This is a genomic window from Chryseobacterium potabilaquae, from assembly GCF_902728265.1.
GTDB classification, from domain to species: Bacteria; Bacteroidota; Bacteroidia; order Flavobacteriales; family Weeksellaceae; genus Chryseobacterium; species Chryseobacterium potabilaquae.
Genome location: NZ_CACVBR010000024.1, coordinates 27,239 through 46,996, shown reverse-complemented (window position 1 = coordinate 46,996; position 19,758 = coordinate 27,239). Strand labels below are relative to the sequence as shown.

Annotated in this window: 16 protein-coding genes; 5 read left to right on the top strand and 11 right to left on the bottom strand. The window is 33.1% G+C overall.

Annotated features, from left to right (window positions below; genetic code table 11):
- Positions 1 to 16 precede the first annotated feature (16 nt).
- The 4 genes from CHRY9293_RS12530 to mraZ all read right to left on the bottom strand — a co-directional run bounded on the left by CHRY9293_RS12530 (position 17) and on the right by mraZ (position 3,807).
- Positions 17 to 2,008, bottom strand: coding sequence for a penicillin-binding transpeptidase domain-containing protein (locus CHRY9293_RS12530; RefSeq protein ID WP_162033288.1), 1,992 nt, complete (start codon positions 2,006 to 2,008; stop codon positions 17 to 19).
- Positions 1,992 to 2,357, bottom strand: coding sequence for an FtsL-like putative cell division protein (locus CHRY9293_RS12525; protein WP_122545519.1), 366 nt, complete (start codon positions 2,355 to 2,357; stop codon positions 1,992 to 1,994). The genes CHRY9293_RS12530 and CHRY9293_RS12525 overlap by 17 nt, the downstream gene beginning before the upstream one ends.
- 61 nt (positions 2,358 to 2,418) lie before the next feature.
- Positions 2,419 to 3,312, bottom strand: a complete 894-nt coding sequence (gene rsmH, locus CHRY9293_RS12520) for a 16S rRNA (cytosine(1402)-N(4))-methyltransferase RsmH (RefSeq protein WP_122545518.1) — start codon at positions 3,310 to 3,312, stop codon at positions 2,419 to 2,421.
- A 24-nt stretch (positions 3,313 to 3,336) separates the two neighbouring features.
- Positions 3,337 to 3,807: a division/cell wall cluster transcriptional repressor MraZ gene (mraZ, locus tag CHRY9293_RS12515; protein ID WP_162033287.1), complete on the bottom strand. Its 471-nt coding sequence runs from the start codon at positions 3,805 to 3,807 to the stop codon at positions 3,337 to 3,339.
- Between the two features lie 270 nt (positions 3,808 to 4,077).
- Here mraZ and CHRY9293_RS12510 point away from each other — a divergent pair, with 270 nt between their 5' ends.
- The 3 genes from CHRY9293_RS12510 to CHRY9293_RS12500 are packed head-to-tail and all read left to right on the top strand — an operon-like array spanning position 4,078 to position 5,963.
- On the top strand, positions 4,078 to 4,839 hold the full coding sequence (locus CHRY9293_RS12510) for an alpha/beta fold hydrolase (RefSeq protein WP_162033286.1): 762 nt from the start codon (positions 4,078 to 4,080) through the stop codon (positions 4,837 to 4,839).
- A 58-nt stretch (positions 4,840 to 4,897) separates the two neighbouring features.
- Positions 4,898 to 5,521, top strand: coding sequence for a ribosome biogenesis GTP-binding protein YihA/YsxC (gene yihA / locus CHRY9293_RS12505; RefSeq protein WP_162033285.1), 624 nt, complete (start codon positions 4,898 to 4,900; stop codon positions 5,519 to 5,521).
- Positions 5,514 to 5,963: a GNAT family N-acetyltransferase gene (locus CHRY9293_RS12500; protein ID WP_162033284.1), complete on the top strand. Its 450-nt coding sequence runs from the start codon at positions 5,514 to 5,516 to the stop codon at positions 5,961 to 5,963. The genes yihA and CHRY9293_RS12500 overlap by 8 nt, the downstream gene beginning before the upstream one ends.
- 33 nt (positions 5,964 to 5,996) lie before the next feature.
- Here the strand turns inward: CHRY9293_RS12500 and msrA are convergent, their stop codons facing one another.
- The 7 genes from msrA to CHRY9293_RS12465 form a co-directional block, all read right to left on the bottom strand.
- Positions 5,997 to 6,554, bottom strand: a complete 558-nt coding sequence (msrA, locus tag CHRY9293_RS12495; RefSeq protein WP_162033283.1) for a peptide-methionine (S)-S-oxide reductase MsrA — start codon at positions 6,552 to 6,554, stop codon at positions 5,997 to 5,999.
- A gap of 139 nt (positions 6,555 to 6,693) precedes the next feature.
- On the bottom strand, positions 6,694 to 7,662 hold the full coding sequence (locus CHRY9293_RS12490) for an ROK family protein (protein ID WP_162033282.1): 969 nt from the start codon (positions 7,660 to 7,662) through the stop codon (positions 6,694 to 6,696).
- Between the two features lie 84 nt (positions 7,663 to 7,746).
- Complete coding sequence (locus CHRY9293_RS12485) at positions 7,747 to 8,958, bottom strand: PepSY-associated TM helix domain-containing protein (protein ID WP_162033281.1); 1,212 nt, start codon at positions 8,956 to 8,958, stop codon at positions 7,747 to 7,749.
- A gap of 240 nt (positions 8,959 to 9,198) precedes the next feature.
- Entirely contained in the window at positions 9,199 to 11,337 is a 2,139-nt protein-coding gene (locus CHRY9293_RS12480; protein WP_162033280.1) for a TonB-dependent siderophore receptor, read from the bottom strand.
- A 318-nt stretch (positions 11,338 to 11,655) separates the two neighbouring features.
- The gene (secA, locus tag CHRY9293_RS12475; protein WP_162033279.1) at positions 11,656 to 14,730 is read right to left on the bottom strand and encodes a preprotein translocase subunit SecA; all 3,075 of its coding nucleotides are present in this window, start codon (positions 14,728 to 14,730) and stop codon (positions 11,656 to 11,658) included.
- Positions 14,731 to 14,854: 124 nt separating this feature from the next.
- The gene (locus CHRY9293_RS12470) at positions 14,855 to 15,076 is read right to left on the bottom strand and encodes a DUF2795 domain-containing protein (RefSeq protein WP_002662059.1); all 222 of its coding nucleotides are present in this window, start codon (positions 15,074 to 15,076) and stop codon (positions 14,855 to 14,857) included.
- A 144-nt stretch (positions 15,077 to 15,220) separates the two neighbouring features.
- The gene (locus CHRY9293_RS12465) at positions 15,221 to 16,246 is read right to left on the bottom strand and encodes a GDP-mannose 4,6-dehydratase (protein ID WP_162033278.1); all 1,026 of its coding nucleotides are present in this window, start codon (positions 16,244 to 16,246) and stop codon (positions 15,221 to 15,223) included.
- Between the two features lie 86 nt (positions 16,247 to 16,332).
- Here CHRY9293_RS12465 and CHRY9293_RS12460 point away from each other — a divergent pair, with 86 nt between their 5' ends.
- Complete coding sequence (locus tag CHRY9293_RS12460) at positions 16,333 to 17,130, top strand: DUF2797 domain-containing protein (RefSeq protein WP_162033277.1); 798 nt, start codon at positions 16,333 to 16,335, stop codon at positions 17,128 to 17,130.
- Between the two features lie 26 nt (positions 17,131 to 17,156).
- Positions 17,157 to 19,736, top strand: coding sequence for an AsmA family protein (locus CHRY9293_RS12455; protein ID WP_162033276.1), 2,580 nt, complete (start codon positions 17,157 to 17,159; stop codon positions 19,734 to 19,736).
- The last annotated feature ends 22 nt before the right edge of the window (positions 19,737 to 19,758 follow it).

Below are 19,758 nucleotides of genomic sequence, written 5' to 3'. Positions count from 1 at the left end.
TTTAATGCTTAATATTTTAATTTTGTAGAGATAAATAAATCCTTTGGTTTTTACTTATAGTGGTTCCCTCCAAAGGAAATTGCTCTTTAATTCTTCCTACTCCTTTATAGTCAACCCGGTATCCCAGATTTTCTAATTGTGGAATGATATTCTTGCCTACTAGACCTACTACATTGGGCATCTGCTTGTTATTGACTGATATTTTCAGATTGGGTTCCACCATTTTGTTGAGATCAACTTTTTTGTCCACCAGCATTTCTTTTTCAATATTTTGTGGAGTTTTTAGGAATGTTTTTCCCGCAATTTCCTTAAATACAGGTGCTGAAACAGTTCCTCCATAAAAACCTTTTGCTGTATTGGGCTCACTAATCATTACATAGCAAGTATATTTAGGGCTATCAGCGGGGTAGAAGCCTGCAAATGAAGCTCGATATTTCATGGGACCAGGAAGCCAATATTCGAACCTTGCTGTTCCTGTTTTTCCTGCCATTTTTAAATTAGGAGTAAAAATACTACGTCCGGTTCCTTTTTCTACCGCTTTTGTTAAAGCATTGGTCATCATTTGGATAGCTTTTTCAGAAGCCATTTTATTTACCATTACTTCTGGTTGAGCTTGATACATAACTCTACCATCTTTCATAATCTTATCTATAAATAATGGTTTCAGCATTTTACCACCATTAGCAACCCCGTTATAGAAAGTTGCTAATTGTAATAAGTTGATGTTAGATGAGTATCCATATGCAATGGAAGCTAGTGTGGCGGCATTCCATCTTTTATTTTTTGGAGTTACAATTTTTGGTTTTGTAATTCCGGGAAGTTCGATGTCCATTTTATCAAACAATTTCCATCGTTTGAGATGATCAAGAAATATTTGTGGTTTATCTGCATAGTATTTAGTGATGAGCTTTGCAGTTCCTACGTTACTAGATTTTGCTAAAACATCGCTAATGTCGTAAATTCCACCCCCGTGACCATCTGAAATTCTTTGCTTTGCATAGGTCCAGACACCATTTCCAACATTGACCGTAGTGTTTTCATCAATGAATCCATCATCCATTGCAGCGAGGAGAGAAATGGTTTTGAATGTAGATCCTGGTTCAATATTATCTTTTAAGGCATAATTATATGAGTCTACGTAATCTCCGGATTCGGTTCTTCTTAAGTTAACTAATGCACGAACCTTTCCGGTAGAAACTTCCATGACAATTACAGTACCATGTTTTGCTTCAAAATTAACCAGTTGTTTTTCAAGAGCGGAATGGGCAATATCTTGAATTCTAAGATCTAATGTAGTGTATACATCTTCCCCATCAATAGGTTCCTGAACTTTCCAAAAATCGATAGGTTTCCATTGGGATGAATTGATTCTTTGCTCCAACCTTTTTCCGTCAGTTCCTTTCAAATACTTTGAGAAAGCGCCTTCAAGACCAGAGCTATATTCGCCATTATCTATCCCTATCGTGCCTGCTCCAATTTCTGTTGTAGCTAATTCTCTTTTATAATTTCTATCAACGATGAATCCTCCTTTATTTTTACCTCTTTTAAAGATTGGGAATTTTCTTATTCTGTCGTATTGATCATAATCTAAGCCTTTCACCAACGTATAATATTGGTTTTTCTTTTTCCGCTGTTCGTCAAATTTCTGCCTAAACTCACCTCTTGACTTGCCAAACATTTTCCCTAAAGAATCACATAAAGCGCTGATATTATTACTGTAAATTGTGTCTTTTATTGTTTTAAAGTCGAGATAAATATCATAGCGCATTACTGTTGTAGCTAAAATCGATCCATCGGAGGCAAATAAATTTCCCCTAGCCGCTTTTAAAGTTGCCTCGCGATAATTTTTATTAATATAATCATCTTTTATTTCTTGGACATTCGTATTTTGAAGAATGACAATTCTGGTTAAAAACAATATAAACACGCCTAAAGCTACTACTGCAAAGAGGTAGCCCCATCTTAACGTTTTTTTACGTTTGTTATCGTATTCATTTTGCTTTTGCATCTGTCTTGTCCAGTTTTATTAGCAATTTGTGAGGATGATTTTCTAATGTCATCAAAGAATCTTTAGCAACTTCTTTTCCCAGTTCAGATTCCATTTTTACTTTTATAAGTTTACTTTGTGCGTATGCGTTTCTTGATTTATATTCTTCTGTTTCTTCTTTTAGAGCGTTGACAATTTCAATTTTTTTATTCACTAAATGATTACTATAAATCATCACCATCATCAAAACAAAAAGAAGTGAAAAATATTTATAGTGTGTCTTGATCTCATCACGATTCAAGAAGTTTCCTTTTATAATATCTATAAAAGTCAATTTCTTTTGGGGACGATATGTTGGTCTTTTTGCCACAACTATTTTAATAATTTCTCAACTGAAGTTCAGTTTTTTATAACACTATAATTTCTAATATTTAAACTTTAATTCCTATTCTCATTTTTGCACTTCTTGCTCTCGAGTTTTCTTCAACTTCTTTTTCGTCAGGAATTATTGCTTTACTTTTTAATAATTCGAATGCCTTTTTATAATTTCCGTATATATCTCTTTGAGGTTCGCCTTCAAACATTCCATTTTTTAAAAACCTTTTAACAAGACGGTCTTCCAATGAATGGTAGGAAATTACGACCAGTCTTCCATTAGGCTTTAGTATGCTATATGATTGTACGAGCATTTCCTTTAAAACTTCGAGTTCCTGATTTACTTCAATTCTTATAGCCTGAAAAAGTTGAGCATAAAATTTATTAACCTTGTGAGGAGGGATATAACTAAAAAGTTTTTTTAAGTCCTCGGTAGTTTGTATGCTTTTTACTTTTCTATGGTGAACAATATCTCTTGCCAATTTTCTTGCCTCTCTTAATTCGCCATAATGGTAAAAAATGTCAGCAAGCTCTTCTTCTTCGTATTCATTAATTACTCTTTTAGCATCTAGATTTTGCATCACATTCATTCTCATATCTAAAGGAGCATTACTTCTTGTAGAGAATCCTCTTTCTGCTTCATCAAATTGATGAGAAGAGACCCCAAGATCAGCTAAAATTCCATCAACTTGATGTATTCCATACATTAATAATGAGTTTTCTAGAAATCGGAAATTCTGATTGATCAGTGTAAATCTAGGATCATCAATTTTATTTTTAAGAGCGTCTAAATCTTGATCAAAACTAAATAATCTTCCTTCATGGGAGAGTCTACTCAATATTTCTTTTGAGTGGCCACCACCACCAAAAGTACAGTCTACATAGATTCCGTCTGGATTTGTTACCAAATCATCAACACTTTGCTTCAACAAAACGGGGTTATGATACATGTTTGAGTTGTGTTTTTTCGCTTTTTATATAGCGTGGTTATCTTCATTGAAAGAGCCCATCACATCTTCGGCAAGGCTCGCGAAATCAATTTCGTTGGTAGAAATAACTTTTTCATAAGTTTCCTTATTCCAAATTTCAAAAAGTTCTCCTGCGCTTGTAATTACAATATCTTTATGAAGGGATGCAAAATTTGCTAAGTCCTTCGATATCTGTAATCTTCCTGCGTTATCCAATTCTACTGTTTTTACTCCTGCCGTAAACATTCTTATGAAATCAGCATTCTTTTTAATGAATCTGTTTAGTTTATTAATTTTGCTCATTACCTTTTCCCATGCATTCATAGGATAAACCTCTAAGCAATTTTGGAACACAGATCTTTTGACTACAAAAACCTTATTGTCGAAGTTTTCCATCTGTTTAATAAGAGATGAAGGAACTTTTAAGCGGCCTTTGTCGTCAATTTTGCACTCATATGTTCCAATGAAATTTTCCATTTGGGACAAATGTATACAATAATTTCCAATAATTCCCACTTTTTCCCACTTTTTCCCTTAATGTTAATAAGTTTTGTTTTGATTCATGCTTTTAATGTGTAACTTATTGGCATGTAATACCTTGTTTAATCTGTTATTTGTGCCATAACAAAGAGAGTTTGAAAAAATTATTGAAAACAGCTTTATTATATTATTTTTACTTTAAATTAGAGATATCAAAATTTTTTTGAGGTTTAATTTGTATTTTTGCAGGGCTTTATTAGGCATTTTATGATATTTAGTACAAAAAAAGAAAAGAAATATACCTTTGTAGAAGCAGGGGAAGGACGTCCATTAGTGTTGTTACACGGATTAATGGGTGGGTTGAGTAATTTTGATAAAATGGTGGATTTTTTTTCAGATAGAGGCTTTAAAGTATACGTACCTCAGTTGCCTATCTATGATTTGCCAGTTCTCAATACGAATCTTACAACTCTTGCAAAATATATTATTAAGTTTATAGAAAGTCATATTTCTGAACCTATAACTATTGTAGGTAATTCAATGGGAGGACATATTGGACTTATTCTGACATTAGCAAGACCTGATTTGGTGAAAAATCTGGTTCTAACAGGGAGTTCAGGCTTATACGAAAGAACTTTTGGAGATAGTTTCCCCAGAAAAAATGATAGATCATATATAAGAAAAAAGACAGAAGAAGTTTTTTATGATCCAGAGGTAGCAACAGAAGACTTGGTTGACGAAGTGTTTTCAGTGGTAAATGATAGAATGAAAGGAATAAAAACGGTAATGTTGGCAAGAAGTGCTATTAAACATAATATGCTAAATGATCTTCCTAAAATTTTGACCCCGACCTGCTTGATATGGGGAAAGCAAGATAATGTAACCCCCCCTGAAGTTGCTCAAGATATGCATAAGTTTATTCCCAATTCAGATTTATTTTGGATAGATAAATGTGGTCATGCAGCAATGATGGAAAAGCCAAATGAATTTAATGAAATTCTGTATGGCTGGTTAAAAGATAAAATGTAAAATATATAAAACCATCAAGAAGACGCTTGGTGGTTTATTTTTCTAAAAATATTCGAAAATGGTTATTAAAACAGCGGATTTTGTAAAAAGTAGTGGAAAATGGCAAGAGTGTCCAGAACCGAATATACCCGAATATGCTTTTATTGGGAGATCTAATGTGGGAAAATCCTCATTGATTAATGCAATGATGAATAAAAAAGATTTAGCTAAGACATCCCAAACTCCAGGAAAAACCCAATTAATCAATCATTTTTTAGTAAATGATGGCTGGTATTTAACGGATTTGCCGGGGTATGGGTATGCAAAAGTATCTAAAGTTCAGAGAAAGGATTTTGAAAAATTAATCACGAATTATATTTTAAATAGAAGGAATTTGGTTAATCTTTTTGTGTTGATTGATGTAAGGCATAATCCCCAAAAAATTGATTTAGAATTTATTCAATGGTGTGGAGAAAGCGGGATTCCTTTTTCGATTATATTTACAAAAGCAGATAAACTGAAAGGTAATGCTGTTGTGAAAAATGTGGATGCATATAAAGCTGAACTACATAGAACATGGGAAGATCTACCGGAATTATACATTACTTCTGCTGAAAAAAAAGAAGGATGTGACGAAATTTTGAATTTTATAGGAAAAACAAATGATTTTCTAGTATCCAATAATGTGAGTTTTGATGAATAATATGGTTTGGAAAATTAAAAGCTTTCATGAGTTTTCTGTAGAAGAATTATATGCTGTCTTAAAAGCGAGAGTAGATGTTTTTGTTGTTGAACAGAATTGCCCTTATCCTGATTTGGATAGTTTTGATCAAAAAGCAATCCATATTTGGGCTGAAGAAAAAGAGACTATTTTAGCTTATTGTAGAGTCTTTAATAAAGGTGTTAAATATAATGAAGCTTCTTTAGGAAGGGTTTTAACTACCGAGCAGGGCAGGGGGGAAAATTTAGGGAAACAATTGATCAGATTTGCAATTGACGTTATTGAGAATAGGTTTAATACCTCTGAAATTAGAATTTCTGCACAGGATTATCTCTTGAACTTTTATGGTGGATTTGGTTTTGAAGATACAGGAAAGAAATATTTAGAAGATGATATTCCGCATACCGAGATGGTAAAAAAATAGAAATGGCTGTCTAAAAAGGCAGCCATTTTTTTATTATAAACTTGTTTCTAACATTTCTAATTCTCCAAAATGGATTTTAAATTTTTGGATTTTGGGACCTACTACACTACTGCAATAGGGTTGGGTGGGATTGGCATTGTAATATCCTTGATGATATTGTTCCGCCGGCCAAAATTTCTCAAAAGGTGCTAGTTCTGTAACGTAGGTGCCATTCCATTTTCCGGATGCTTCGGATCGTTTAATGGCTTGCTCGGCTTTTTGTTTCTCGATATCATCTTTATAAAAAATAATAGAGCGATATTGAGTTCCTATATCATTACCCTGTCGATTAAGTTGCGTTGGGTCGTGAAGAAAGAAAAATACTTCCATCAATTGTTCATAAGAAATTATGGATGGATCATAAGTGATTTTTACAACTTCTGCGTGCCCAGTTTCTCCCGTACACACTTCCTGGTAAGTTGGATGGCTTTGGTGCCCACCAGCGTATCCTGAAATGGCAGATTCAACCCCTTTTAATATATTAAAACAGCTTTCTACGCACCAAAAACAGCCACCGCCAAAAATGATTTCTTCCAAGTTATTCTTATCCATATATAGTCTGGTTATTTTTATTTATTACTTTAGTAATATAAGTCCAAATTAATAAAAGTTCTTTCCTATTGATTGAAAGAAAGCTCTAAAGCTAAAAACAGATTGTTTAGCTTATAATTAATGTTATAATGATGAAAGATTATTTTTCCCAAACTAATGCGCTTGCTCCAAGAATAGCAGCATCAGCTTCATCAAGTTCACTGAAAACTAACTTTACTTTGTTTCTAAATATAGGGAGAAGATTTCTTTCCATATAAAGTTTAGCCGGTTTTATTATAAAATCCCCTGCCTTAATAACCCCTCCAAACAAAAGGATGGCCTCTGGGGATGAAAACATGACAAAGTTTGCCAATGCTTCTCCCAATTTTTGCCCTGTATATCTAAAAACTTCAATTGCAATCGGATCTCCTTTTAATGCACATTCATGTACAGTTTTCGAATTAATGGATTCTTCCGGATATTGGTTTAGCATAGATTCGGGAAATTCTGCTCTCATTTTTTTTGCAGTGATGGCAATACCAGTTGCTGATGCGTATGCTTCAAGACTGCCTTCAGATCCTGTACTCCAATGTTTTCTGCCTCCTGGTTTTACAATAGTATGTCCGAGTTCACCGGCAAAGCCATCATGGCCATATATAAGTTTACCGCTGGCAACAATTCCACTTCCCACACCTGTTCCGAGTGTAATCATAATGAAATCTTTCATTCCTCTTGCTGCTCCAAATAACATTTCTCCGAAAGCGGCAGCATTGGCATCATTGGTAATTGTACAAGGCATATTGAACTTGGCGGTCATCATTTCTCCAAAGGGAATTACTCCTTTCCAGGGAAGATTGGGAGCTTGTTCTATTGTTCCCTTATAATAATTTCCATTGGGTGCTCCTACACCTATACCATCAAAATTTTTTTCTTTTCCATGACGTTCTATAAGAGGATGGATTTTTTGGTATAAAGCATCTATAAAATCTTCTACTTTTTCGTAAGCGTCTGTTCTTAGGTTTCCTTTTTCAAGAACTTCCCCACGATGGTTAACCACTCCGAACTTAGTATTCGTACCGCCTATGTCAATTCCTAGGGCAACGTGTTTTGATAAATCTATTAATGACATTTCTATTCTTAAAATTCTAAAACGTTAAAATTATAAAAAAGATTGTATTAATGATTAATAACTAGACATTTATTTGAAAAAGTTTTATAATCCCTTTGCTACTTTCTTTTTTCTTCTTCCCCACCAAATCAAAAAACCGGTTACGGGTAATGATGCACATATGATGCTTACGACGAAGGCAATGATTTTTGTAGGTAAACCTAAAATAGCTCCCACGTGAATATCATAATTGGCAGCTACCACTTTTTCACCCATGTTTTTGTCTTTAGGATCATGGGAATGAAGTAATTCCCCTGAATTTTCATCAAAGATTAAGCTGCTATTTTTATGATAAGAATAAGATAAATGCTTTACGAAGACCTCAAAATTAGGATGGGTGTGATCGTCCATATGTTCATGTCCAAGATCTAAAGAAAAGCCATAAGAATTTGGGTATTTTTCTTGTATGGTATAGATTATTTTATCTAAAGTAATATCTGTTCTTACTTCTATTGGGGCTTTTGTTTTTATATGAGAAAAATCCGGATATTGAGTTTCTCCGCCCGAGAAGACCACATAAATCATAGATTGTACGATTAGAAATGCATAAAAAAGGCCCGTTATAGAGAAAATTAGGGCAAAGATTGAAGCATAAAAACCTAAAATATTGTGAAGATCATAGTTTTTTCTTTTCCAGCTTTTTATATTTTTCCAGCTAAATGAAAAACGTTGTTTTCTTGCTGCTTTATTTTTAGGCCACCATAGAATGATCCCGGAGATGAGCATAATAATAAAAATAATTACAGGGATCCCCGTAAGATATTTACCCCAATCTTGTTTTAATAGATAGCTCCAATGAATCATTTTGACGATATTGAAAAATCCATTTTTTTCATCATAAGTTCTTAAAACTTTTCCATTATAAGGATTTACATAAGCAACTTTATAGATTGGATATTCGTCAAAATAGTTCCAGGAGTCTACGTTATGTTCATACCAGTAAAATAAGTATGACATTTTTTTGTCCATCGGAATATTTACCCAATGGATAGGGTATTTTTCTTTTACTTGTTCAGCTACTGCCTTTTCCAAAACTCGGATAGGAAGAATCTGTTTTTTATCAATATTTTGTTCATGATGATAAATGACATCTTTTCTTGTCATATTTTCTATCTCGTCTTTAAATACATATAAAGCCCCAGTAATTGAGATAATAAATATTAAAACCCCGACAGATAAGCCCAACCATAAATGAATTTTTCCAATCCATTTCTTAAAAATATTAGGCTTTTTTTTATGATGATGTTTCTTTTTCATTTTTTCTTCAGTTCGACAAAGATAAACTTTAATTTTTATTTAGAATCAGTTAAAACAGATGCTTGCCCACGAAGCTTTTTAGTAAAAAAATGTTGGTTTCCATAATTGGGATGATAAATGGATAAGCCAAACTACATAGGTGGTTTGGCTTATCATTTTTGTTAATAAAAATTTATTTTATGATAATACTTTTTATTCATTGTAAAAAATTAGCCTATCTAACGATTAATTTTTAATGATTTAAAATTTATATCCTATTGATACTCTGAAATTCCTTGGAGCTTCTGCCTGATAGTAGTAATAATTTCCATAAGGAGATCCTGAATATAGATATCTATTGAATACATTAAATACATTTAATCCTACCCTGAATTTTGTATTTTCCCAAGAAAGACCTGCATCAAATTTTACATAATCATCAAGATCTTTTTGTGCAGCGGTATTTGCCCAAGCCCAAGTACTTCTATCGGCCATATATGTTCCTCCAAAGCTTAATCCAAACCCTTCTAATGTACCGTTAGTAAAGGTATAATTCAACCATCCATTTGCAGTGTGTTTAGCATAGCCAGGAATTCTTTTTCCTACCGGGTTTTCTGCTGGATCATTCGATTCTGTAATTTTATTTTCTGTGAAAGCATAATTGAAGATAGCATTGAACCCTTTAGTAATTTCACCTTTAAGATCAAATTCAATACCTTGTACTCTTGTTTTGCCTAAATCAATGACAAAGTTTTCTGCATTTATTTTGTTCAAAGGATCATTTACTGTTTCATTTCTCTTTATAATGTTATATAATGATAATGTTGTGTTCCATTTTCCATTAAACCAATCCCTTTTTACTCCAATTTCCATGTTGTTTCCTGTAATGGGTTTAGGGATTCCCCCTGATCTGAACAAACCTGCTTGTGGGGTAAAAGATTGATCATATAATCCATACACGGAAGTATTACTATCAATGGAATAGCTAACACCTATACGAGGGGAGATTTTATCTGCCTCGGCTTGGGTACCATAAGAGTTTTCTTTTACATTGGTGTAACGTGCGGCCAATGTTACTCTCAAAGCATCATCCAAGAAACCTAATTCATCTTGTACATATATACCTGTATAATTTTGTTCAATAGTTCCCAATGGTGTAGCTCTACTTTCTAATGATGTGCTGGTATTAAACTCGGCATATCCGTTAGATGGAGGAGCGTAGGTTGTTGAATTTATATTAAAAGGCTCCGAATTTGTATCCAAATCATGCCATTGATTCCAGTCTGCCAGATATTTTTTTGAGCCTAAGTCTAGCCCGGTTAATATTTTATGGGAAATATTACCTGTTTTAACATACCCATTTAAGAACACCTGACCGAATTTCATGACATTACTTGCTTCCCAAAAATAGAGCGTTCTGATCATTTCGCCATTGGGTGAAAATTTAGAAGGCCATATATCACTCCCTAAAGTGTATTCATTAATATAAGTTAGTTGAGAAGTTAATTTCCAATTTTCGTTAAAAGTATGTTGTAAATTAATATTTACGGTATTGTTGTCAACATTGGTTGGGTCTATACCAGGATCTGTCATTGTATAGTCTACCGGTTTAGTGGCGTACCCCTCATAGCTAAATACATAAGCAGAACCTACCTCGGACATTTTTGCCTTTTGGTATATATATTCTGCGGTCAAAGTTGTTTTATCTGTAAGGTTTACTTTTAAGGATGGGTTGATAATATATCTATCATTAAATTCATATTTTCTGAAACTGTTTTTATTCTGAGCCATTAAATTTAATCTGAATGAAACTTTGTCAGTAATTTTTGTATCCACATCTGTTTCTCCTCTATACATATTAAAGCTACCTAATGTTACTCTTGCTGATCCATTTAATGATTGTCCGGTAGGCTTTTTAGTAACAATATTGTAGATCCCACTAGGCTCGCCATTTGACATTAAAAAACCTGAAGGCCCTTTAATAAATTCAATATGATCGACGAATGACATATCTTCACTTAGAGGACCCCAGTTTGAAGTTACATTCACCCCGTTCATGAAGGCTGCCGCTCTCGAACCTCTCATATTTACTCTTGTATACATATCTCCCCAATGTTCTAATCTTTGTGCACCAGATACATTCCTAAGTACCCCATCGCTAAGTGTGGTAACTTGTTGGTCTTCTAAGGCTCTATTGGTAATGATGGAAATATTTTGAGGAATTTTTATTAAAGCTTCATCTAATCTCATAGATGAAGAACCTTCTTTTTCAACATATTTTTTGTAATACTTTCCATTTACGATTACTTCTTCAATATCATTAGATTTTATAGAATCTTGTTGTTGGGCAAATGCCATGGTTGTTGCAAAAAATGTTGCTGCTACTGTAAGTTTTCTCATTTTGATGTAGTAAATCCTTAGTATATTATTTTCTTTTTAATTGATGTAATACTTACTTTTCAATATTAGAGATTGAATTTTTTTATTACTATAAATTGAACCTCTATGATATTCTGTCTAGAAATAATAATTCTGGGGCGAATATTTCTGATATCAATAACTAAATATTTTTGCAAATATATTGTTTTTAATTATTCTAAATTAAAAACAAAGTTGATATTTATCATGTAATTAATATGAATTGTAATATTGATTTCATAAAATAAAAAACGCATCATTGAAAAATGATGCGTTTTTTATATGTGTATTTTGATTTTTTTAAGAAGGAATTTCACCCTTGTATAAGAACGAAATAATCTCTTTATTGAGTTTATCAATCATTTCACTGAATAAGTGGAAAGACTCTTGTTTGTAAATTACGAGTGGGTCTTTCTGCTCATAAACAGCACCTTGTGAAGATCTTCTTAGATCGTCCATTTCTCTAAGGTGTAGTTTCCAATTTTCATCAATAATAGCTAAAGTAATATTCTTTTCAAAATCATTGATTAAGCTATCACATTTAGTTTCGAATGCTTCTTTTAGATCAGTAACAATAGTCATGGTCTTATGTCCATCACTAAATGGAACTTGGATCATTTTGAACATGGCTCCTTGGTTTTGATATACATTTTCAATGATTGGGAATGACTTATCCTTTAATAAATTAAGCTTCATTTGATAATCTTCCTGAGCTGCGTTGAATAAAGCATTGGTAAGATCTTGTATACTTTTGCTCTTAAAATCATTTTCAGAAATAGGAGATTCCATGGTAAACGTTTTAATGATTTCATATTCGAAATCTTTATAGTTTCCATTAGCCCTTCCTTTAACCACAAGAGAGTTAGCCACATCAAAGATCATATTGGCAATGTCATACTTCAAATGATCTCCAAATAGAGCATTCTTTCTTCTTTTATAAATGACATCACGCTGTTTATTCATGACATCATCATACTCAAGAAGTCTCTTTCTTATTCCAAAGTTATTTTCCTCTACTTTTTTCTGAGCTCTTTCAATAGATTTGGTAATCATAGAATGTTGAATTACTTCACCGTCTTTATGACCCATTCTATCCATCATTTTAGCAATTCTTTCAGAACCAAATAAACGCATTAGATTATCTTCAAGAGATACATAGAATTGAGAACTTCCAGGATCTCCTTGACGTCCGGCTCTACCTCTAAGCTGTCTGTCAACACGTCTTGAGTCATGTCTTTCAGTACCTATGATGGCTAAACCTCCGGCATCTTTTACTTCTTTTGTCAACTTAATATCGGTACCACGACCTGCCATGTTTGTTGCAATGGTTACAACTCCTGGTCTTCCGGCCTCAGCTACAATTTCTGCTTCCTTTTTGTGAAGTTTTGCATTCAATACCTGATGCTGAACCTTTCTTAGTTGTAAAGCTTTTGATAGTAATTGAGAAATTTCAACGGAAGTAGTACCAACAAGTACGGGTCTTCCTTCTGCGGTTAGCTTTTCAACTTCTTCAATAACAGCGTTATATTTTTCTCTATTAGTTTTATATACTAAATCTTGTCTGTCATGTCTTAAAATAGCACGATTGGTGGGAATTACTACGACATCTAATTTGTAGATTTCCCATAATTCACCAGCTTCCGTTTCTGCGGTTCCTGTCATTCCCGCAAGTTTATTATACATACGGAAATAATTCTGAAGAGTAATCGTGGCAAAAGTTTGAGTTGCTGCCTCAATTTTTACATTTTCCTTCGCTTCAATGGCTTGGTGAAGACCATCTGAGTAGCGACGCCCTTCCATGATACGGCCAGTTTGTTCATCAACAATTTTTACCTCTCCATCAATTACTACATATTCGTCATCTTTTTCAAATAATGTATAGGCCTTTAATAATTGGCTCATAGTATGAACTCTTTCTGATTTTTCAGCAAAATCAGAGAAAAGTTTTTCTTTAGCTTCAAACTCTTCTTCTTTAGATAAGTTTTTAGCTTCTACTTCTGCGATTTCAGTTCCTATATCCGGAAGAACAAAGAAATTAGGATCGGAATTTCCTTGTGACATATACTCAACACCTTTGTCCGTAAGATCAACCTGATTGTTCTTTTCTTCAATTACAAAATAAAGATCTTTATCTACGGTGGGCATCTCACGGTTATTGTCCTGCATATATTGAGCTTCTACTTTTTGGAGCAAAGCTCTATTTCCGCTTTCTGATAAGAACTTAATGAGTTGTCTGTTTTTAGGAAGACCTCTATAAGCTTGTAGTAATTTAAATCCACCTTCTTTTGTATTTCCTGCTGCAATTAATTTTTTTGCTTCATTAAAAATAGCGGAAACCGTTTTCTTTTGAACCTCAACGATTCTATCAATAGATGGTTTTAATACATCAAATTCCTGTCTGTCGCCTTGTGGAACAGGCCCGGAAATAATTAATGGTGTCCTGGCGTCATCTACCAATACAGAGTCAACTTCATCAACGATAGCAAAGTTTAGCTCTCCTTGTACTAATTCAGAAGGAGAAGTTACCATGTTATCCCTTAGGTAGTCGAATCCAAACTCATTATTTGTTCCGTAAGTAATATCTGATTGGTATGCTTTTCTTCTTCCATCTGAATTAGGCTGATGATTATCAATACAATCGATAGACATGCCATGGAACTGATAAAGAGGTCCCATCCAAGCAGAGTCTCTTTTGGCAAGGTAATCATTTACAGTTACTACATGCACCCCTCTTTCAGGGAGAGCATTTAAGAAAATTGGTAATGTACCTACTAGCGTTTTACCTTCACCAGTAGCCATCTCAGCAATTTTACCACTGTGAAGAATAACTCCTCCAATAAATTGAACATCATAATGAACCATATCCCATATGACTGCTGTTCCCGCAGCATCCCATGAGTTTTTCCAAATAGCTGTATTCCCTTGGATTTCAATAAAGTCTTTTCCTGCGGCAGCCAATTCTCTGTCCCAATCATTTGCTGTCACACGAATTTCTCCATTTTGTGCCCATCTTCTTGCTGTTTCTTTTACTAATGCAAAAGCCTCCGGAAGAATTTGGCTCAAAACTTTTTCTTCTATTTCGTAAGATTCTTTCTTGAGAGCTTCTATCTTGGAGAAAAGAGCTTCTTTTTCATCAACATTGGGTGATGTTTTTATTTGCTCCTGTATTTGCTCTATTTGGGCAGTTATTTTACTGGTTGAAGATTTAATATTCTCTTTAAACTCAGCTGTTTTTTCTCTTAAACCGTCATCAGACAATTGCTGAATATTAGGTTCAACAGCTTTGATTTTTGTGACAACTTTTTTTACTTCTTTTAGGTCCTGCGCTTTTTTGTCTCCCAAAAACCCTTTAAGAACTTTGTTTAAAAAACTCATAAATTTTTTGCTTTATGCCTAAAGCGATATGCTTTAAGCGTTTTTAATAACACGCTTATCGTGCAAAATTAGTATATAAAGAAGGCAAAAAAGCTCTAAGCGAGGCCTAAAGCTCATTGCTATATTAATATTCGTCTTCGTTCCATAGGAAGTCTTCATCCGTAGGATAATCACTCCAAACTTCTTCAATAGACTCATAAATTTCTCCTTCATCCTCAATGGCCTGAAGGTTTTCCACTACTTCCATAGGTGCACCAGTTCTGATTGCATAATCAATAAGTTCTGCTTTAGTCATTGGCCAAGGTGCGTCACTTAAATATGAAGCTAATTCTAATGTCCAGTACATAATTTTCTAATTTTTTGCAAAAGTATAAAAATAGCTCATATTATATGCTTTTTTATACCTGATTTTCAATTCTTTTTATTTAATTTTTTCTCATGGCTCTCCTTGAGCCATTTTTATAGCTGTGTGTAAGAACCTACTAAGAAGTCATTTTCTCAAAAACCATTCCACAAATTTTTTTATGCCATTTTGGAAGTTTATGGCAGGTTTATAGCCGATTAAAGCCTTTGCTTTTGTAATATCGGCATTCGTCTTTTGAACATCTCCAGGTTGCATTGGAAGATTTTTTTTAAGGGCAATTTTCCCAAGATTATGCTCAATAGTAGAGAGCATCTCATTCAGATTAATGACTTGGTTCTCTCCTAAATTAATAATTTCATATACATTGTGATTGTTCTCTATGTAATGAATAGATTTAGTAATCCCATCAATGATATCATCTATATAGGTGTAGTCTCTAGCCGTTGTTCCATCGCCGTAAAAAGGGATTTCTTTATCTTCTGAAATAAGTTTCGTGAACTTATGAATAGCAAGATCAGGCCTTTGTCGAGGACCATACACAGTGAAAAACCGTAATTGAATCATATCAATGCGATATAGGTCGTGATACACGTGTCCTAGCACCTCTCCACATTTTTTGGTAGCTGCATATGGTGAGATGGGAGTGTCTACATTATCGGTCTCGGTAAAGGGTATCTTTTTGTTATTTCCGTACACGCTTGATGAAGATGCACATATAAATTTTTTTATACCCAAATCTTTACAAATCTCCCAAAGATTCATCGTTCCCCGAATGTTAACTTCTTCATATTCTAAGGGGCTTTCAATGGAAGGCCGAACACCGGCAAGTGCGGCTAAATGTATAACTAAGTCAATTGTATGGTTTTTAAAAATGTTTTCGAGCCCTTTTTTATCTCTTATATCTTGATAATAAAGCTTGTAATGATCTGATTGAGATAGGGAAATTAATTTTTTGATATCATCATCTTTCTTATTTGTGAAATCAAATTCTGAAAAATTTTGAATAGACTCTAAAGTATTCTTAATTTTTATATGATAGCTATAAAAATCATCGAAATTGTCAATGTTTATGACAGAATGTCCATTTTGTAATAATTGTTCAATAAGATGGGAACCAATAAATCCACTTCCTCCAGTAACAAGATAATTCATTTGTGATTTTTTCTGTAACAACAAAAATATAAATTTACTTTGTGTAAAAATATAATCATTAAATTTACTTAAAAAAGTGATATAGTATGCAGTTTCAAGGGCAAATTTTAAAAATGACAAGTTTTGATGGTAAACCGATCCAGTATTATCTTAATCTTTCGGGAGATCTTATTCATATGAATGAATTGATTGGGAAAGAATTAACGATAAAACATAGTGGTTTCCAATGTGTAAACTGCGGGGAAAATAAGGTAATATATAGAATGGGGTTTTGTAAAAACTGTTTTTTTGAAAGTCCTTATGCTAGTGATACTATTATTCGACCGGAGCTATCTACGGCACATTTAGGAATTGCTGAACGAGATTTAGAAGTTGAAAAAGAAATCCAATTGCAACCCCATACTGTTTATTTAGCTTATACAGGAGATGTGAAAGTGGGGGTAACAAGAAATACCCAAGTGCCTACTAGATGGATTGATCAAGGAGCAACATTTGCATTGCCAATTGCAAGAACAGAAAACCGATATGAGGCGGGAATGATAGAGGTTGCATTAAAGCAGCATATTCCGGATAAAACCAGCTGGAAAAAAATGCTTCAAGATGATTTAGAAGATGACGTGGATCTAGCAGATTTTCAACGAAAGATAAAGGAGTATTTTCCTGAAGATTTTCAAAAGTTTTATAGTGAAGGAGAAAACATGTGGAGATTTGATTATCCTTTTGAGAGGCCCAAAAAAGTAAGTTCTTTTACACTAGATAAGAAACCGGAATTTAGAGGAAGGCTAACCGGAATTAAAGGCCAGTATCTTGGTTTTGAAGGAGGTGATTTTATAAATGTAAGAGGACATGAAGGATATGTGATTGATTTGAGTATCCATAAATAACAATAGATTATTGGTAATTTAGTCAAATGGGAAGTAAGAAAAAATGGGTTAGAAAGTTGTTGTTGTTTTTCGGAGGTTTGTTTATAATTCTTTTATTAGCAAACTTTGGATTGAATCTTTGGCTTAAAACTCAGCTTCCTGACTATATTAAAAATAATACAGATTATAAGATTTCTTATAAAACAATAGAAGTAGATCTAGGGAATGGAAGTGTTTTCTCAACAGGGATCTCTATTAGTAATAAAAACCCTCAAAATGATAATATACTCGGTTTACAAGGAACAATTGATACTTTAAGAATGAGTAGATTTGGGATGTATAAGGCTATTTTTAATGATGAAATTAATTCTTCAGATCTTTTACTTGCCAGACCTAATCTTGATGTTACATTAGCTAAACCCGTCGATCATAAAACAGGCAAAAAAAGAAAAGAGTTTTTGTTTGAAAATATTACTATTAGGAAAGGGAAAATTTCTATTTTTAAATCTACAAGGCAGAAACTTTTGTCAGTTGATCCTCTTGATTTATATGTTGAAAATTTACAGTTGACAGAAGAATCTGTAAAAAATAAGCTTCCTATCATTTTCGATCAATATAATATTCAAGGAGGAAATTTCTTTTTTCGTCCGAATAATATATATGCTTTAAAAATTAAGACTGTAGAAACGATTAACGGGCAAGTTTCAATTGAAGGTCTGAGGTTGATCCCATTGTTGACTGTTGATCAATTTAAAAGATTTTATTCAAGAAAAGCCAACATGGTTAAGGGGGAAATTAGAAAAATGAGGTTTAAGAATGTTGTATTAGATAACAATAAAATTTCTATTACCCATGCTTATTTTCAGAATCCTAATTTTTCAGTGTATAGAACAAATGCTTTGCCTCAAAAGTCCAATGAATTTTTTCCTTTTGAAATTAACTTGAATGAAATGAATATGGATAATGGGGCAATTCAAGTGGTGAAGGCAGATGGAACGAACGCTGTGTTTGCTAAAAATATTAATATGAAAGTGGATCAGCTAAAACTGGATGAGAAAAAAACAAAAGAAGCTTTTCCGTTAGACTTTAAAAATTTTCAGATTTCAGGGAAAGATATATTATTTTCCGACCATGAGGATTATAAAATTGGTGATCTTGCCTTAAATACCAAAAGTGGAGAATTAAGAAATATTTCAGTCATATCAAATAACTCTTCTTTACAAGAAACTAAGACGAATTTAAGTATTGATCATATAGCCTTTAATCTTAATAAATTAAAGTTTATTAATCAAAAACTGAATATTGATGTTAAAGACCTTTTAGTAGAAAATAGTAATGGAACTATTAAAGAAAGTAAGCGAGGTAGAAAAGATAAAAAAACGGATTTAACAGGGGTACAGTTCCCGGTTTTGATAAGAAAGGTTACATTAAAGAATGCCAATATATCTTATGAGAAAAATAATCAGGAATTAAAACTTAATGAGCTTAATGCTAGCCTTAATAATATAGAATTTACCTCAAAGTCGAAAACAGGAGGATTGGGAATAAATGTAAAAGATTATATTTTTACAACGAAAAATTTAGGATATAATACAACGTTTTATCGTTTGAGTGTAATGTTTTTGAAATGGGATAAAAATAGCTTTCAGGTGGATAATTTTGCAATGAAACCTCTTGTTTCTAGGGCTCATTTTGTTAAAATGATACCAGTTGAAAGAGATTTATATGATCTGAAAGTGGAAAAGATTTTTGGTGAAGGGGATTGGAATATTTTCTCACAAAACAAATTTATTAATGTATCTCAACTAACCATTCAAAAGGCTGATGCGAATATTTTCAGAAGTAAAATTCCAAAAGACGATCCGAAAGAAAAGCTTTTATATTCCGGAATGCTTAGATCTATAAAACTTCCTCTATTCGTTAAGAATTTGGACGTGAGAAGTTCAGTTTTGGTATACGAAGAAGACACTCCTGAAAGTGTGGGGCCAGGAAAGCTTACTTTCAGTAATTTTAATATGAACGTTAAGAATCTGAACTCTGCAAAAATGAAAGGCAAACCGACTTTGGTAGATATTGATATCAATTGTTCGTTTATGAAACTTGCACCCTTAGCCGTCAACTGGAATTTTGATGTAGCCGATACACAGGATGTCTTTACTATTTCTGGGAGAGCGATTAATTTGCCAGCAAGAGGAATTAATCCTTTTATCCGACCTTATTTACACATTATGGCCACCGGGAGTATACAAGAAATGCTTTTTAGTTTCAAAGGAAATCCGTTTGGCTTGAATGGAAGTTTTAATTTGAGGCACAAAGATTTGAAAGTAGCTATTTTAGATAAGAATAATCAGGAGAAAAAAGGACTTTTAACTGCAGTTGCTAACCTTTTGGTAAAATCAACATCAAGCAAATTACCTGAAACAGTTGTGATTGAAGGAGTAGAACGCGATCCTACAAAATCTTTCTTCAATTTGTTTTGGAAAGGCATAGAATTAGGACTTAAGAAAACCCTGATTAGTAAACATATAGAAAAGAAAGAACGTAAATTAAAAAAAGTGGTTTCAGATGTGAAAAAAATGAAGAAGAATGTACAAGAAATAAAGCAAGAGATAAAAAAAATAAAATAAAAATAGGCTAGAAGGAGTTATA

What these genes read in the sequence shown, in the direction of transcription:
- CHRY9293_RS12485 (WP_162033281.1), bottom strand. Translation starts at nt 8,958, where the DNA reads ATGAAAAAGAAACATCATCATAAAAAAAAGCCTAATATTTTTAAGAAA.
- CHRY9293_RS12455 (WP_162033276.1), top strand. Translation starts at nt 17,157, where the DNA reads ATGGGAAGTAAGAAAAAATGGGTTAGAAAGTTGTTGTTGTTTTTCGGA.
- CHRY9293_RS12510 (WP_162033286.1), top strand. Translation starts at nt 4,078, where the DNA reads ATGATATTTAGTACAAAAAAAGAAAAGAAATATACCTTTGTAGAAGCA.
- CHRY9293_RS12460 (WP_162033277.1), top strand. Translation starts at nt 16,333, where the DNA reads ATGCAGTTTCAAGGGCAAATTTTAAAAATGACAAGTTTTGATGGTAAA.
- msrA (WP_162033283.1), bottom strand. Translation starts at nt 6,554, where the DNA reads ATGGATAAGAATAACTTGGAAGAAATCATTTTTGGCGGTGGCTGTTTT.
- rsmH (WP_122545518.1), bottom strand. Translation starts at nt 3,312, where the DNA reads ATGTATCATAACCCCGTTTTGTTGAAGCAAAGTGTTGATGATTTGGTA.
- CHRY9293_RS12500 (WP_162033284.1), top strand. Translation starts at nt 5,514, where the DNA reads ATGAATAATATGGTTTGGAAAATTAAAAGCTTTCATGAGTTTTCTGTA.
- CHRY9293_RS12470 (WP_002662059.1), bottom strand. Translation starts at nt 15,076, where the DNA reads ATGTACTGGACATTAGAATTAGCTTCATATTTAAGTGACGCACCTTGG.
- secA (WP_162033279.1), bottom strand. Translation starts at nt 14,730, where the DNA reads ATGAGTTTTTTAAACAAAGTTCTTAAAGGGTTTTTGGGAGACAAAAAA.
- CHRY9293_RS12490 (WP_162033282.1), bottom strand. Translation starts at nt 7,662, where the DNA reads ATGTCATTAATAGATTTATCAAAACACGTTGCCCTAGGAATTGACATA.
- CHRY9293_RS12530 (WP_162033288.1), bottom strand. Translation starts at nt 2,008, where the DNA reads ATGCAAAAGCAAAATGAATACGATAACAAACGTAAAAAAACGTTAAGA.
- CHRY9293_RS12480 (WP_162033280.1), bottom strand. Translation starts at nt 11,337, where the DNA reads ATGAGAAAACTTACAGTAGCAGCAACATTTTTTGCAACAACCATGGCA.
- yihA (WP_162033285.1), top strand. Translation starts at nt 4,898, where the DNA reads ATGGTTATTAAAACAGCGGATTTTGTAAAAAGTAGTGGAAAATGGCAA.
- mraZ (WP_162033287.1), bottom strand. Translation starts at nt 3,807, where the DNA reads ATGGAAAATTTCATTGGAACATATGAGTGCAAAATTGACGACAAAGGC.
- CHRY9293_RS12465 (WP_162033278.1), bottom strand. Translation starts at nt 16,246, where the DNA reads ATGAATTATCTTGTTACTGGAGGAAGTGGATTTATTGGTTCCCATCTT.